The 16,586-nt window shown below is 50.1% G+C and carries 13 protein-coding genes; all 13 read right to left on the reverse strand.

The window, feature by feature from the left end:
* Nucleotides 1–38: 38 nt before the first annotated feature.
* Nucleotides 39–308 carry a cytochrome C oxidase subunit IV family protein gene (locus tag ACZ500_RS16925; protein ID WP_464228575.1) on the reverse strand — a complete coding sequence of 90 codons (270 nt, stop codon included), beginning with the start codon at nt 306–308 and terminating at the stop codon, nt 39–41.
* A 2-nt stretch (nt 309–310) separates the two neighbouring features.
* On the reverse strand, nt 311–952 hold the full coding sequence (locus ACZ500_RS16930) for a cytochrome c oxidase subunit 3 (protein WP_464228576.1): 642 nt from the start codon (nt 950–952) through the stop codon (nt 311–313).
* A 336-nt stretch (nt 953–1,288) separates the two neighbouring features.
* Entirely contained in the window at nt 1,289–1,903 is a 615-nt protein-coding gene (locus tag ACZ500_RS16935) for a cytochrome c oxidase subunit 3 (RefSeq protein WP_464228577.1), read from the reverse strand.
* Between the two features lie 198 nt (nt 1,904–2,101).
* The gene (locus ACZ500_RS16940; protein WP_464228578.1) at nt 2,102–2,839 is read right to left on the reverse strand and encodes a hypothetical protein; all 738 of its coding nucleotides are present in this window, start codon (nt 2,837–2,839) and stop codon (nt 2,102–2,104) included.
* A gap of 78 nt (nt 2,840–2,917) precedes the next feature.
* Nucleotides 2,918–3,676: an SDR family NAD(P)-dependent oxidoreductase gene (locus ACZ500_RS16945; RefSeq protein ID WP_464228579.1), complete on the reverse strand. Its 759-nt coding sequence runs from the start codon at nt 3,674–3,676 to the stop codon at nt 2,918–2,920.
* A gap of 43 nt (nt 3,677–3,719) precedes the next feature.
* Nucleotides 3,720–5,609, reverse strand: a complete 1,890-nt coding sequence (locus ACZ500_RS16950) for a GNAT family N-acetyltransferase (protein ID WP_464228580.1) — start codon at nt 5,607–5,609, stop codon at nt 3,720–3,722.
* Nucleotides 5,606–6,124, reverse strand: a complete 519-nt coding sequence (locus ACZ500_RS16955; RefSeq protein WP_464228581.1) for a universal stress protein — start codon at nt 6,122–6,124, stop codon at nt 5,606–5,608. The genes ACZ500_RS16950 and ACZ500_RS16955 overlap by 4 nt, the downstream gene beginning before the upstream one ends.
* 37 nt (nt 6,125–6,161) lie before the next feature.
* Nucleotides 6,162–8,588: an efflux RND transporter permease subunit gene (locus tag ACZ500_RS16960; RefSeq protein WP_464228582.1), complete on the reverse strand. Its 2,427-nt coding sequence runs from the start codon at nt 8,586–8,588 to the stop codon at nt 6,162–6,164.
* Nucleotides 8,589–8,627: 39 nt separating this feature from the next.
* The gene (locus tag ACZ500_RS16965) at nt 8,628–9,599 is read right to left on the reverse strand and encodes a YCF48-related protein (RefSeq protein WP_464228584.1); all 972 of its coding nucleotides are present in this window, start codon (nt 9,597–9,599) and stop codon (nt 8,628–8,630) included.
* 195 nt (nt 9,600–9,794) lie between these two features.
* On the reverse strand, nt 9,795–11,198 hold the full coding sequence (locus ACZ500_RS16970) for a DUF1329 domain-containing protein (protein ID WP_464228585.1): 1,404 nt from the start codon (nt 11,196–11,198) through the stop codon (nt 9,795–9,797).
* Nucleotides 11,199–11,366: 168 nt separating this feature from the next.
* The gene (locus tag ACZ500_RS16975; RefSeq protein ID WP_464228586.1) at nt 11,367–12,776 is read right to left on the reverse strand and encodes a DUF1329 domain-containing protein; all 1,410 of its coding nucleotides are present in this window, start codon (nt 12,774–12,776) and stop codon (nt 11,367–11,369) included.
* A gap of 26 nt (nt 12,777–12,802) precedes the next feature.
* On the reverse strand, nt 12,803–14,512 hold the full coding sequence (locus ACZ500_RS16980; protein ID WP_464228587.1) for a DUF1302 domain-containing protein: 1,710 nt from the start codon (nt 14,510–14,512) through the stop codon (nt 12,803–12,805).
* Between the two features lie 925 nt (nt 14,513–15,437).
* Nucleotides 15,438–15,719: a hypothetical protein gene (locus ACZ500_RS16985; protein WP_464228588.1), complete on the reverse strand. Its 282-nt coding sequence runs from the start codon at nt 15,717–15,719 to the stop codon at nt 15,438–15,440.
* Nucleotides 15,720–16,586: the final 867 nt, after the last annotated feature.

Genomic DNA, 16,586 nt, shown 5'->3' on the forward strand with positions numbered 1-16,586 from the left:
TGCAGCACGCTTATAGTCAGAGTGCGAACCTATAAAAGTCAAGCCCCTCCCACCCAATAGCACCAAAGGATCCCTGCTGCCGGGAGCACTATAACGACTCCAAATAACAAGCGCCAGAAGGCCGGCGCATTGCGCAACTCCATGAAGTACAAGACAACCGCCGCCTGTTTGATTGCAGCGATAACAACAACAACGACAGTTGCCGTACCCAATTCAGCGCCCCCCTCTGCCATTCCCCATACAAACAAAGTGGCAAGAACAAGCAGCACATAAACCAAGAACATCTGATTGCGAACCAATGAATACATTTTTACCTCACCAGATACAGAAGTGCGAAAAGCATGATCCATATAACGTCCACGACGTGCCAATACGTGCCACATTTTTCGAAAAAGAGCACATTCTCTCCAGACGAGACGGCGGTCCGTGCTTTCCACCGGCAGAACGCTAGAAATAAAATTCCAATTAAGACGTGCAGGCCATGGAACCCCGTAAGCACGAAATAATACATAAAGAAATCATTTGTTACCATCGAGAGACCAGCACTAACTTTAACAGCATATTCAAAGGCCTTTACCATCATAAACAATACGCCACAGCAAATTGCGCCCGAAAACAATCTAGAGGAAATCCTCCATTTTTCCTCCTTGGCCATCTCAATAGCGGCAACCACGAACCAGGAACTCGTCAACAGAATAATCGTGTTTATAGCACCAACATTGGCATTCACTACTTCCTGAGAGGAATTGAAAAGATCGACATCCTTGTTTCTATCTAACGTATACGATACAAAAATAGCACCGAACAAGAAAAGATCGTAGAGCATGATCGCTGTCAACGCAGGACCCGCAGGCAGATGCCTTACCTTGGTCTCCATATGAATATCCCCCACCAAATTCACTCCAATGTCCTTCGTACTCTCGATCATCGGAAGTCCCATCGGCTTATCCATTTCCCGCTTATAGGCTGCCACATTTTACCATTATTGTCGTTTCACCATTAGATCTAATAATTCAGCAACCGCCTTGGCTCAACCATTCACTTCAATGTTTTGGATTTCCTTTTACTTGACTCACCTGCATTTAAACGCCGACCGCGATAGAATCCGATGGTTGCATAAGTCAACAAATTCCAGATCTGTATTGTTCTCTATACTTGAGCGATGACAACGATCACTAGTGTTGCCTTATCGAAAAACACGTCCTTCTTTACTACTTCCAAGGAGTTCTTCGTGCTCATGATAAGCCAGGTTCAACTGCCGTCTGCCCGCCTAACACGGCAGACGCTCTTATCCTGACAGATACAGGAGGGGAAAAAGCATGATCCATATAACGGTTACGACATGCCAAAACGTCCCGCACGTTTCAATGAAATTAATATCCTCTTTGCAAGAATCGGCCATGCGCATCTTGCTCCGGCATAGTGCCAGAACAAACATTCCGATCAAAACGTGAATACCATGCAACGCTATAAACACAAAATAGTACATGTAGAAATCGTTGGTGACCATCGAAATACCGGAACTGAACTTTCCCGCATATTCAAAAGCCACTATCACAAGAAAAAAAACGCCACAGCCAATTACGTTAGAAAACAAGAAAGAGGCAACTCTGCTCTTGTCACGCCTAACCAATTGAACAGCGACAACAACAAGCCATGAACCCGTCAGCAGTAGGATGGATTTTATTGCCCCGACATCGGCACTTAGTAATTTCTGGCAGGAATTAAAGAGATCAACGTTTTTGCTTCTCTCATAGGCATACAACACGTACAATATGCCGAACGTTGACAGGTCGGAGAGAACAAACCCCGAAGCGAAATCAGAGCTCCCACCCAAATCCCTTTCCTCCTTTTTTTGTACATGAGCAAGCCCGCGCTCCTTGGACTTTTCCCTCTCTTTCATATTAAGCACTTCCAATCAGCCTCTGGGTCAATGTGGCCGAAACACTACCCCTTGAAATATTCGGCTGGGGCCAGCGTCAGACACATCGACACAGAGGGGTTGTAGACAGTGACTCAAGGAAGGGTTGCGAAGGACTTCCGGTATCACCTCCTAAATAAGCGCGACTGAGCGGCCGCTAGCCTGATCGAAGGTCGTCGCTCAACCCGTTGCTTTGGCGAGCTCCGGTGCAACCTTCATACGGTTGAGGTGCTGGAGCATCGGTATCGAGTAGGCAACAAAAAACATTATCCAGTTCGTGTAGACCAGCCAGAAGTTGACCAGACCCCCGATCGAAAACGGACCAGAGCGGAACCAGGGGACAAGGGTGAGGAGACAGAGATCCGCCCCGGATAGAATCGCGATCCACCCGCACCACTTAGGGAAAATGCGCGGCTGCCCGTGCTCAACCAAGGTGAACGCCCCGATAGCCCACACCTGTATCACTGTAATCCAGTACGTTTGCAGCCAAATGAACCACGCGGTTTTGTGGATCGAATAGATAATCTGTGGGGTTACCTCGCCGGTCTTGGCGAGAAACGCAGCGGTTAGCCACATCGCCGGTACTTCGGTGAGCAACCAACCGGTGAAAAATCCGCCGCAAAGCTGAACAAGAGCCAACACGGGCACCCGCTCCCGTTTCCACATCATGACTGTCAGTTGTACCGACCAAATACAATAAAACATACCAAAAATGCAGGCCAATGTCATACCAAACATAAGCCTGTCGTGATGTGGCCCATAGTACTCTGCCATTAGCTGCTCTGGCCCGAGTGTTGCGTACGGGGGCGGCAAATTGAGGCCGATGAATGCCCAGAAAAAGATGAACCCTGCTGCATAAACCGGTCCCAGCCATGCACAGACCTTCTGACAAATCAGATTCGTTTTCTCCGAAATCATTTATCCTCCTCCTTACTAGAGAAACATATGGTTTTGCATCTATCCGATTGCCTGGGGCTTCCTCTGTCTATTGCCCGCCTATCGTATCGCAGCCTGCCCGCCATCAACAAAAAGCGTGCGCGCCGTAATCCAATCAGAATCAGGGCTAGCCAAGAAAACGCAGACACGCCCAACATGTCTTTCCGGATCACCCATGTAACCCAAAGGAATCTGTTTTAGAAAATCTACATACGCTTCAGGGTCTGTTTTTCTAAAATTCTCAGAAGCATCAGAAGTCGCAAGAGGTGCAATAGCATTCACTTGAATTCCGTATTGAGCCCATTCCAGAGCCGCTGTTCTTGTCAGCCCAATAATCCCTTCTTTTGCGGCGGAATAGTGAGCATGTGCTTTCAATCCATACAAGCCGGCCATGGAACCAAAATTAATGATTTTCCCTCCATGTTTTTTAAGATAGGGAAAACAGGCCTGCATGCAGTAAATGGAACCATAAAGAGCAGATCTCATAATTTTATCGATATCTGCATCTGTAATTTCTTCAAGCTTCCTTATATCGTAGGCCATTGCATTATTTACAAGGATATCCACCGTGCCGAACGCTTTTACCGTGGCATCAACCAAGGCCTGAACATCGACCCTCTCACCTACATCCCCTTTGACAGCAAGGGCTTTGCCGCCCATGCCTTTGACCTCTTCGGCCATCGCGGCCACCTTCTCATACCTGCGTCCTATCGTGGAAATGGTCGCGCCTTCCTTGGCAAAGGCCCTGGCAATGCCAAGCCCCAGACCAGACCCCGCACCCGTGATGATAGCAACTTTCCCTTCCAGTACATTCCCCATCCAAGTTCCTCCTATTTTTCAGCCCCTCGAGGGCCCGCCTCTTTCAGCCCAGCGTTTCAACCTCTTTTTGCGGAGCCTGTTGCATGAAATCCATCGTCAGGCTAACCTCACCCGGATCGTACCGGATGACAGCGTTTGGATATGCCTTTTCGAAAACATGCAGCATGGCTTTGTTTTCGGGAAGAACGGTCGCGTAGAACCCCCTGTATCCATTTTTAGTCGCAATCTCTTCTAATTGCTTCAGCAGGTACTTTGCAACCCCTAGATTCTGGAAGTCGTCCCTGACAACCAAAGCCACCTCTGCACGGTCCTTCTCGGCGCTTGCATAGGTAGCGATCGCCATGATCTCCTTGCTCCCCTTATTTCGCACCAGTCCGATCAAGGTGAGGGATTTCCGGTAGTCCAGATTAGCCCAATGCCGTTGCGCCATCCGATGCGTGAAAAGATCCATCTTTGCAAAAAACCTGTAAAAGATGGTCTCTTCCCTCAATGAGTAAAAAAATTTTCGATAGGAGATTTCATCCGATGGAAGAAGAGGACGCACAGATATCGTCTTTCCATTGCCTAATCGGGTTCTGCTCTTGTACTCCTCGGTGAACATAAGGTCGATAGCCGGCGGCGGCAGTTGATCCCTAAATATATAACCGCTCTGCTTCGCACCCTCAATCAGGCTTTCACGAAACGATGGATGGGCAATTTGCGCGAGCTCGATGGCGCGCTGGTAAATGCTCTTGCCTTTCAAGTGAGCGATCCCGTACTCTGTCACGACAAAATTCACGTCTGCTCGAAGCGCGGCCACTCCGGCACCTTCCCCCAGGTTCGCCACGATGCGAGACACGGTTCGGCCTTTTGCCGTTGAGGGCAGGGCTATGATCGAAACTCCGCCCTTGGAAAGGCCGGCGCCACGAATGAAGTTCGCCTGATCGCCGGTACCGCTGAAAAATCTCCTTCCCAAAGAATCCGAACAGACCTGCCCGGTCAAATCGACTTGAATGGCCGAGCTCAGCGATACGAAATTGTCATTGAGTGCAACGATGTTGGCCCTGTTGACAAAGTCCGCGGTTTCAAATAGGAAACTGGGGTTACCGTCGATGAAGTCGTAGGTGCTCCTGGTTCCCTGGCAGAACGACGCTACGGCCCGGTTGGGGAGGAAATTCTTCTTTCGGTTCGTTATCACTCCGCTTTTGAATAGAGGAATGAATGCATCGGTGATCATATTGGTGTGAATGCCCAAGTCATTCTTGTTGTTGAGAAATCCAAGAATCATGTATGGCAGGTGCCCATATCCTACTTGAAGGGTGCTCCCGTCGTCGATCAGCTCTGAAACGTAATAGGCGATCCGCATGGCTGCCTCTTCATCGGCGATGGTTGGGGTGTACTCAACCAGCGGCTCCTCAAACGGCACGAGGTAATCGATTTCGTCCGTGTGGATGAACCCATCTCCGAAAGTGCGAGGCATGCGGGGATTCACTTGGGCAATCACAAATCCTGCATTCTTGACTGCCGCACGCGTGACATCGATGGAAACGCCCAAACTTCCATACCCGAATTGATCCGGGGGGCTGATCTGCACAAGAGCGACATCAAGACCAATCTGGTTGCTATCGAAAAGATGCGGAATCTCCGAAAGATAAGTTGGAACGTAGTCAATCTTACCCTCGAGACAGGCCTGCATCATCGTAGGACTGGTAAAGAAGAGTTTTATGGCAAAGCGCTGAGCAACATCATCGTCTACCAAATATTCGGCCAGCGTGATAGCCAGCATTTGGTAAATCATGATATCCTGCAAGCGTTGGTCGCCGATCATTGCCTGAATTAAATGACGAGGCTCTCCACATGCCGATCCAATAAAAACGCGGCTCCCGTTCTCAATCTTCGACACCGCCTCTCGGGCGGTCACAATTTTTGCTTTCAACTCGGCCTCTACTCTCACTTTGGGGCGCTAGGCGGGACGACGAGTACAGGAACCTTAGACCTTTGTAAAACGGTCCTTGTCACACTTCCCAACGCTGTCGCACCCAGAAGGCCTTTGTGTGCCCCTATCACAATCAGACCACACTCATGCTCGACGGCGGAATTGATGATTTCCTCCGCAATATTCCCTTCCTTGATGATGATATCCTTGATCTCGATGTCCGACTTGCTCACATCTATTTCTGCTGCCGAATAAAACTCAACCAGAGTTCGCCGGAGGCGCGTATCGCTTTTTTTCCCTATCAGAATCCTCCGCGCGGCCTGTTCATGAGCCTGTCTCAATTGACGTAAGGTCTCTTCTCCCTCGAGACCCGCCAGTCTCAACCGCATTCCAAGTGGAATCTTCTCTATTATATGGAGAATGATGATTTCAATTTTGTACAACATACCCATGATGGCCGCATAATGAAACACTTCACGAGAGTTTTCCGTCAGATCCGAAGCAAAGAGAACAGTTTTGATCTTCGGGTACATGCCTTCGCCTCCTTTTCGAGCGTGGCTGTTAACGCTATCATTTCTGGCCCGAGATGCCATATACCAATTCATCAGCCAGCATTGTACGCCGTCGGCCATACGAGCGCAGCAAGTACGACGACAGACTTGGCATGAGAATCAAAGCGCCGACCATGTTCCAGAGGAACATGAACGCAAGAAGAATGCCCATATCGGCTTGGAACTTGATCGGCGACCAGTACCAAGTGATGACTGCAGCCGCCAGCGTCACGCCGATCAGGGCTACGATCTTGCCCGTGAATGCCAGTGCATTGCGGTAGGCATCAGGCAACGATCTGCCCATACGCTGCTGAGTCAGTTGGACACTAAGCAGATAAAGCGCGTAGTCTACGCCGATACCCACGCCCAGTGCTGCCACTGGAAGGGTTGCGACCTTGACCCCGATACCCATGATTACCATCAGGGCCTCGCAGAGAATCGAAGTGACGATAAGCGGAACGATAGCCACCACCACCGCACGCCAACTTCTGAACGTGACGAAGCACAGCAATACAACGGCACCATATACATACAGAAGCATCGTACGATTAGCATGGCTAACAGCGATATTCGTCGCAGCTTCGATGCCAGCATTACCGGCCGCCAGCAGAAACTTCCTCTCCGGTGTGTTGTGCTTGGCGGCGAAAGCCTCAACGGTTTGGACGACGCGCGACAGTGTTTCCGCCTTGTGGTCAGCCAAGAAACTAATCATCGGTGCAACGGAGCGGGAATCATTTATGATCTCAGGATTTGAATCGAAAACATAATTGATCGCATCGTTGTTAACGAACGTGTCTCGACTAATCGTCATCCATTTTTCCCATCCTTCAAAACCTGCGCACGTGTAAAACCGTCCAAGACTTGCCGCCGAAACCGTTGTCTGCACACCTGGGAGGTCACGCAGTTCCTCCTCCAGGCGGTCCATTTCAACCAGTGTTTCGAACTCCAGAAGTCCTTGCTCCGGGGTCGAGACGATAACCGCGAATTGATCACTCGACAAATGGTAATGGCTGGTGATATACGCATTATCCCTATTGTATTGGGAATCCGGCCTGAGCTCGGGAGCCCCCGGATCCAGGTCCCCGATCTTCAGTCCCCCTCGGACCACGAGACCCCATCCGGCCAGAACTGCACTAACAGCGATGACTGCTATCGCCCACCGCGGTTGAGTAAATCGACCGATCAGCCGTATAAAGGGTTGCCCCGCCTCTTTACTCTTCAAACTGTGCCGGGCCGCCTTTAGACTGACACCGGTATAGGACAAGAGGATCGGCAGCAGGATCAGATTGGTGAAGATCAACACCGCCACACCGATGCTGGCCCCCAGTGCCAGTTCCCTGATAACAGGGATGGCGATCACCATGAGCACTGCAAAGCCAATCGTGTCACTCAACAGAGCGGTCAGGCCAGGCAAGAATAGCCGTCTAAACGTGTAGCGAGCAGCAACATACCGGTCGGTACCACGTCCGATGTCCTCCATGATACCGTTCATCTTCTGCGACCCGTGGCTCATGCCAATGGCAAAAACCAAAAATGGTACTAGGATTGAATAGGGGTTCACAATGAACCCTAGCAACCTCATTGCACCCAACTGCCACACCACGCCCAGCAGAGAACAAGCTACGACAAGCAGCGTGCTTCTTATGCAACGTGTATATAGGAAGAGAAAAGCTGTCGCGATCAGTGCCGCATAGAAGAAATAGGTAAACACCTCAATCATGCCATGAATGAGGTCTCCAACAAGCTGCGCGAAGCCAATGATGTGAATACGCACTCCCTCTTTTTCGTAGGCGCGGATCTCATTCAGCTCGTCCCGAAAAGCTCGGTAATCAAGCCCTTTGCCAGTAGTTACATCAATATCGACCAAAGGGACAAAGATCATACTCGATTTCTCATCATTTGCCACAAGCGAACCGACAATCCCTGACCTATGTACGTTGAAACGAAGTTCCTGGATACTGTCCGCAGACCCGTCATAGGTATCCGGCATCACAGAGCCACCCGCGTAGCCTTCCTCGGTGATCTCGGTCCATCGCACAACCGGCATCCACAGCGACTTCATAAACGACCGATCCACTCCGCGAATTAGAAAGACCTGGTCATTGATCTTGCGCAGGATCTCCAGATACGCCGGATCGTATATATCGCCCCTGGTGTTTTCGACGACGATCCGTACGGAATTGCCAAGTCCGCGCAGCGAATGAGCATATTCGCGATAGTTCTGAATATATGGATGCGTCACTGGCATCATTTTCTCGAAACTGGCATTGATCTCCAAACGAGAAGCCTGAAAACCCAAAATCACCGTCACCAGTAGGCACACCACGAGTATAAGACGACGATTGTTAAAAATCAGACGCTCAAGCCTGGAGCCCGAGGCCTTATCGAAGTCTCCGCAAGAGGCTATAACCTCCATCGCGTCAAATTGGTCGGCCGATGCTGCCATAACTGAAAACCTTTCAGGAGAAAGTCCTTTAGCGCCGGACTATTTGGCGGCGCCCGAAAGCGTTTCGGTTCGAACTCCGTTCAGACCGCTCACAACCACCGTCCTCTGATTGTTGATCACGATACCTGTGCAACGCATTATCCCCTCGCCAAGGGGTCCCACCAACCTGAAAGAGCGTCCTTGAGCGTCACCCTGCAGGATCTGGCAAGCACTGTTGACCAGCACCAAGCCGTCCGAATCTGGAATGACCGTCCCGGCCGTTATGGTAGCCGCGGCGGGCACCTTCACCTCCTCCCAGGCCATACCTCCATCGACGCTGTGATATACATTCCCGCGCAAGCCGAACACTACAAGCGTGTGGATTGTCCCAGCAATCCCGAAGAAGCTCCCCCCATATCCGGTCGCAGTCCCCAGGAACCAACGGTTTTTACGCTCCAGCTTCCACACCATGCCACGCTCGCCTACAATATAGATGTTCCCGCCCACCCCTCGTATGCTGTTCATATTGAGCCACATAGCGTTGTCGACGTGATGTAACCACGGCTCCCAGGTCTCTCCCCCATCCGTCGTCGCCGCAATCATGCCAAAGGACCCGACAACGAACCCTTTTCTGTCATCCTCGAACCATACGTCCAGCCACGGCAAGACGGGCCCCGCCTTGTAATTCAGCTCGATCTGAGCGGCGGCCTCTCGCATGACAACATCACGTGGGGCAGACGCATAGTAAGTCCGGAAGGCATCCGCCGCGATTCGGCCGTCCAGTTGCTTCGTCCAGTTCTTGCCGCCATCGCCGCTATGCAGAATAACGCCCTCGTGCCCCACTGCCCATCCATCCTCTGGGGTCGGAAAGTGCACTGCGAGCAAATCGCTCTGCACCGGCACCGCGGACTGGGTCCAACTCTTGCCATCGTCTTCCGAGCGAATGATCATCCCCCGCGAGCCGACCGCCACCAGGGACGAACCGGCATGCGTGATGGCCATCAGGGGCCGGGTGTTGATTGCGGTGCGCATTTGCGCAGGGACGTCCAGTGGATCCTGGAACGTCGGGGCAGCCCACGTGGGCACAGCCGAAATCAATGTGCCGGCTAGTGCATAGAGGCAGATAGTACGAAATGAATTCCAGCACGAATATGTACGCATATTTCTTGCCTTCAAAAAAGTCCACGGGGCAACCTGTTTCGTGCGGGTTGCCCCGTTAGATCCGGATTAGCGAACTCCCGCAGCTTCCACTGCTGCCGGAGTGAGGTTGATTGGCAAGCCCTCCCCAGTGTCATAGCTGCGGACAGCATCGCCTTCATCTCCCGTTACATTGATTACAGCGTAGTTGCCCTTAATGATATCATAGCAGATCCACGCGATTGCATTGATGCCACCAATATCATAGGTCGGATAAATTAGAGAATGAAAGACTCGATAGATTTCCCCGGCATCGTCATACGACTCTGTCGCCACAATCGACCAGGAATCCTCATCAAGATAAAAGGTACGCCGCGAGTAGACGTGTCTGGCATTAGACTTGCGAGTTGCATCCACTACCCAGACCCTGTGCTTTTCGAAACGCATAGTCTCGGGCTTCACAAATTTCGGTCCAAGATACTCTTCATGACTGATGTTGTTTGTGGGACCAAACACATTGTAGGGGACCAGCATCTCCTTTTTCCCCACAAGCTTGAAGTCAAAGCGGTCCATACGCCCGACAAAGCACCCGACTTCGTCCCAGAGGAGCGCGCCGCCATAACTGGCAACCGGCACGTCGTACGCAAATTCAGGTGCCCTCCGAATGCGTCGCTGCCCTGGTGTATAGAACCAGACCTTCTGGCCAGCAAGGTCCGGCGTGTAAAAGTTCAGGAATACGATACCAGCAGAGGCGGGTGGCGCTGTCAGCAAAGCTGAGAAGCCCCACACGCAATTGTATGTCTGTGGGCGCAGATAGTCCTTTACGTCGTTCCAGGGATGGAGATACCATTCATCCGTATTTGGCAGACTGCTTACACGGCCAGAGGTATCGACGAGGAAGGCAGTTGAAAGCAAATGCACGACAGCAGGACGATGCTTCATGTAGTTGTTCCACATCACCTCGTAGCCGTTCTTGGGAATGGGAAAGGGAATCCCGCGATACGGCAGATTGTTTTTATCGGCGCCCTCCACCGTGTCTCCCTCGATCTTCCCTGCCAATTTAACGGTAGTTGCATTCTTCAGGGTGTTTTCGAGCACCCAATCGGCATACCGGATGCTGCGGTGCGTTGGATATATGTCAATCCGATAATCATCATGCAGACGCATCACGGCCTTGGTCCCTTCGGTCAACATGTCCGCATACTGCTCCATATTCTTCGCGTCGACAGAGTACAGAGGCTTCTCGCCCGCAAAGGGATCGACATATTTACGCGAGGTCCCGGGGTCATAGCCGAGCACCTTTTCGACACCACCCGTATAGGCAGGTATCGAGCCGTCCTTGTTGCCTGCCTTCTCCGCCCCGAACTCGGTCAGCGTCGTGCCGAGTTGCTTGGCCTCCTCTGCCGATACGGCCCCCCAGGACGGCTGCACAAGCAGCACCGACCATGCGAAGATGAACATCATAACGCCCATGGAGCTTTTCACATTTTCCATTTTTGCCTCCACCTGAAAACGATTAGAGAATGACCCCTCTATTACATATACATGCCTCGCACGACACTCTGGATCAAGAATATCGATCTACGCTGCAAGCTCCACCAGGCTTCAGTGCGGGGGGCAGAGCTCGCATGCAGCGGCGGGCCTGCCCCCGCAAACGCCACCCTAGCGGACACTACCCGCCTCCATTGACCTCGGTGTAAGCTGCGAAGCAGGGCCGATGTCAGGCAAATGCTCATAGCTGTGAACAAAGGTATTCGGACTTTTTCTATCGACCATGATCGCAAAGTAATTTCCTTTAGATAAATCATAACAGGCCAATGAATCGTTATTCACCCCAAAAATGTCATAGGTTGGAAACAGGAATGTATAGTAAACACGCCACATCTTGCCAGCGCTGTCATAGGATTCAAAAGACAAGATAGCCCAGCTGTCTTCGTCTACATAATATACGCGTTTGCTACAGCTGTGGCGGGCAGTAGGTTTAAGCGTTGCTTCCACGACCCAGACACGGTGTTTCTCCCATCGCATTGCCTCCTGATTCACATGCCTGGGACCGAACGCCTCCGATAACGTCAACTGATTTGTGAGGCCAAACACATTGTACGGAATGTAGATTTCTTTCTTTCCTACCAGCTCGAAATTAAAGCGGTCCATGCGGCCAAGAAAACCGAAAATTTCATCCCAAAGAATCGTCCCCCCGTAACTGGCCACCGGGACGTCGTACGAAAACTCCGGTGCCATTCGAACGCGACGCTGACCCGGGGTATAGAACCAGACCTTCTGGTTCCTGTCGGCAGCGCTGGGCAGGTACAAATTGAGAAACTGCGTACCGGCGGCTGCGGGCGGCGCCGTAAAACCTGCTCTGAATCCGAAGACCGCGTCGTCTGTCAGCTCTCGGATCTTCCCGCTTTTGTCGTACCACGGGTGCAGCATCCCGTGCCATACGTCGGGAAGCCGGCTCAGCTTACCTGCCGTATCGAAAATCGCGCCTAAGCTCGAAATCCAGCCGAACGGAGGAGCAATATGCAGCCAATAATTCCACATCACCTCGTAGCCGTTCTTAGGAATCGGGAATGGGATACCAGGGAAAGGCAGCCCTTTCGCGTCCGTGCCCGTTATGGCGTCACCCATTATCTCGCCACCCAGATTTGCTGTCGTGGCATTTTTAATGGTGTTTCCGAGCACCCAGGAGGGATAACACACCGTACGGTGACTTGGGTATACATCCAACCGGTAGGTGGGAAAACGTTCCAGCAAGAACTTGGTCCCCTCCGTCAATTGCGAGGCATACTGGGCAGCATTACTTTGATCGATGGTGAACAGCGGCTTCTCATCGTTGAAGGGATCTTCGTAAGACTGGCCCATGCCCCTCGCCTTGGTGAGTCCCCCGGTATATTCCGGCACGGAGCCATCTGCGTTCCCTGCCTTCTCCGCCCCGAACTCAGTCAGCGTCGTCCCGAGTTGCTTGGCCTCTTCAGCCAACACGGCGCCCATCGACGAATGCGCCACCATCAACAACGAGCAAAAAGAGATGGATATTACTATCAGCAAGGGTGTTTTGACCATCTTCATAAGCTACTCCTGCACTAGGCCATTTGCTAGAACGAGGTTTTGAACTGAAGCATCACCCATCCACGATCGTTCAGGCTGACCGGACCATTGCCTCCGAATCCCTCATAGGCCGGCAGACCCACGCCCAGGCCATTGTCAGCCACTCCGCCGGGCCGCCAGCGGTAGCCGTTATACTGGAGCAAAATGGAATGCCTGGATCTGATGTTCGCTTTGATTCCGATGGAGTATATGAACGATTCCCGCGCATAGAAAGCGCCTGCACGATAGGCTGGGTTTCCATACAGACCCGTGGTCAAGGAAATCGGCATCTCAAAATCGACCCCTGGCAACACCTGGAGCCATTGTGGCGTAAACAGCACGGCAAGGGCGACCGCGTCATCGGTTGCGGAGCCGTCTTTCCAGGAGTGGCCAGGCAAGTCGGCATCATTATATAAGTCCTCGTTGCCGGTAACCTCATTGAGGTGGGTGTAGCTTGTTTCCGCAATCAGGGTACCGCAGTCCCAGAGAGGCGTTGTGCCCAACTGAATAAGGACGTTAGCAAGGAAATTGGTGACAGTGCCCGTTGCCCCCTCGTTGGTCGGCATCAGGGCTAGCGTGTTCAGGGCCGTGTCGAAACGAGTGTTCAGCTCGAAACCGAAACTATACAGGCCCAACGTCCTCTCATAGCTCAAGCCGATCAGCTTGACGCGCTCGGCAAATGTGGCTTGAAGGTGCCCGGTTTCAGGGTTGACCAATGCCACCCACGGGTCAGTCTCGTCAAATTGCCGGAAGTAGAAACCCAAATCCCCCTTGGCCCATTCCGGCGACCAGGAAAGTTTCGCGCCGAAGTTCCCATTGACGTGGTCTGGTTCCACATAACCGTCGTTTTCGGTGATTCCATACGCGCTCAGTGGCCCTGTACCTGGAGGGCCGTCAAACAGGATGTCGAAGAAGCCTAGATAGGTTCCTCCCTCTGGATAGCGGTTAGGCTCAAATTCAAAAAAGTACTGGGCTGACAAGGAAAGCGAGGGAGTCAACTCGGTCGCCCAGAGAGCTTGCGCGCGCGGGAGGAAAAGTTCCTTCACCTCCGAGCCAGGCTGGGTAAAGCCCTTGATATAGTCAATCGGGTGCTGCGAATAGGCAATGTTGGAGAAACCGAAGAAGAATGCGTTGCCCCAGTACTGGGTCAAACGCCCAACTTTGAAATAATTGGGCTTGCCAAGGATCGTTGTATTCGCAAACACGAAAGCGTCCAGGAACTCACCGCCCTCCTCGAAATACTTCTTGGTGTAGCCGGTGTACTTACCCGACGGGTATGTATTGAACATAGCAAAGGCCGGATGTTTAGGGTTGACTTCAGCATCTTCGTTGTAGGCAAAGTCCTTCCAGAGGGACGCCGAAACACGCAGGCCCATTTTCCTTTCATAAACCGCTTGAAATTCAATTAAATCCTGAATCCGATTAGTCACCACATCACCCTGGTCAGGGAACTTGTAGTCACCCTGCTGGAAAAACAGGTGATTGCCAATATTGTCATTCATATCCTGGGCCCGCAATCCGATAGTGTATAGCACTGTATTATCTATATTGACATCCCACTTCGGACCGGTTGTCAGTTTATGAGCTTGAGCCATTTCCAACCACAAAAAACCGGTGACCATCATAACCGTCGCAAAAGCTATTCTACAAACGCATTTCTTTAGCGAGAATTCCAACAGCAAGGTTGCCGCTTTTCTCTTTCCGATTTCTGCTCTCATCTTTCCTTCCCCCTGCCCACATTGTTATCCCACAAACCGCATTATCACTCGAAACCCATCTTCCCACCTCCTAAAAAGCGAATCGATTTACAGGCCCATTTTTAACCCCCTTCCCGACCCATAAGAGGCCGCTAGATTTTAACGTACCTCCCACCTAGCATCGAGTAACCTATAGATCTGCGCATATAATCGCTTTAACCTCATTCGCGAGTCACATGTAGAAAACAATTGGTAAGTGAAAAGTAACAAAGCCCTTAAAACTGCCCTTTGCATTGCTTTGCTAATACCACCAATGGAGTCTTTTTTTGTTGCTCAGAGACAGGACTTAAGCACCATTATCTATAAAGCCGATTGTATAACACGATTTTGATCTTTCTAGACACATGAAACAGAAAGAAAGCACCCAAATGCTTTATCATCCATTCAAAGCTTAACGCCAATGAGAACCTCCGAAAGCTTAGAAAACATGAGATTAATTTGACGAAAATCAAGCGCAGCACAAAAAGCGCAACCAGATAAAAAATTCTCTAAAACTTCAGTAATGCAAACCGGATCCTATCAACACACTTGCTCAAGAAAATTCATAAAGTAAGAGTTCCTGCTTTCACATTAAAAATTCAATAACTAAAGCACCATTTTCGCAAGCTGATTGTCACACATAACAACCGGTGAAAAACGGCCTTCCACAATTACCAACACTTAAAACTCGGAACCATCGCGCATCACCCGTCAACACGCCTGCCAGCGACAGATCGACAAATGAGCTACGGAGTGGCTCGATTTTTTCCACAAGAACAGTCTTCCTTCTTGACTTGTCGTAAGTGTAAATTTCGATTTGACTCTTAAAATGGCCAAAAATAAATTTTACTGAGCTATGGCACTAATGCCGGATGGCTTTCCATGCCAGCCGCTTAGAATTCACACTTCATAGTTCTTTTGGAGCCTTGGTACATTTACAATTGGCACCATAGTCATCATCATAGCAATCAAGTGGAATAAACAACTTGAAAATTCCTGCATCTTTTAAAGCTTCGACTATCCGAAACCACTCATTAGGTAATATCGTCTTATTGTAGTCTATTTTAGCAGCTAAAAACGGATAAGATGGAATAATCGTATCTGTAACAATAGAGATAAAACCATCAACCCATTTCTTAGATTGCCAATGATAGTTAAATGAATTAAAAATATTTAGAAGCCTCTCCACGAAATCGGACGTCCTCAAACTTTCATACGGCGGAAATCATCTTTTTTAAAAAAATTATCTTGCACTCGGCTACTGTCATTTGATTGATTATTAATATTATTGCATTAATTATTACTAAAACTATTTATACAAATCAGAATCAGCCTGTTAGTTATGTTTTGTTTGATCGGGAGAGCACTGATCAGCATGCTTACTCTCAAGCACTTTAAATGAACAGCCAGTTTCACGCGGTGAATCTCCAACTTGGTTGCACTTCCTAAGGATAAGCCTTGTTACCTATTGAGATCTTTGGAGATTGTTGAACGAATCTTAGGGTACACCTCCCCTCGTCACAAACCATGAGCTGACCGCTTTCGCGTGTTGCTAATCGGCACAGCATCCATGTCAAAAACCCAATTTGATTTGAAAATTTTGTAAATACTGGCTAAGATCTTAATGCTTCTAAGCATTGCACTTTGGATCCGCGGCTAATTTGGGCAGCCGTGATATTTTCAATAGGATAAACTGTAGCGTAGATAAGTTCACAATCGCGTGCGCAACTTGCAGATTTTGAAAATTTCAATCTAAATTAATACTCAACGAAAATACATTATATAAACATTGACAGCTTACGTGATAAGCCAAGCAATTTTTGGATGATTCAGAAGCCGTCTTTTCTAAACATGCGAAACACTGGCCTACATGTATCCTATATGTAGATGCCTTACTGTTTTATTTTTTGTATGAATTCGGAGGAAATCCTATACTTTACAATTACTGGTTTGCGACAATTTGCGAGAGGCTATTTTTGGCTGTGCATCAATGCCACGCTTTTTGACTGTCTAACCCCCCATCATTGTCGTTGGTTCCCTGTTTTCCGAAGTCTCC

Source organism: Desulfatiglans parachlorophenolica, from assembly GCF_055394735.1.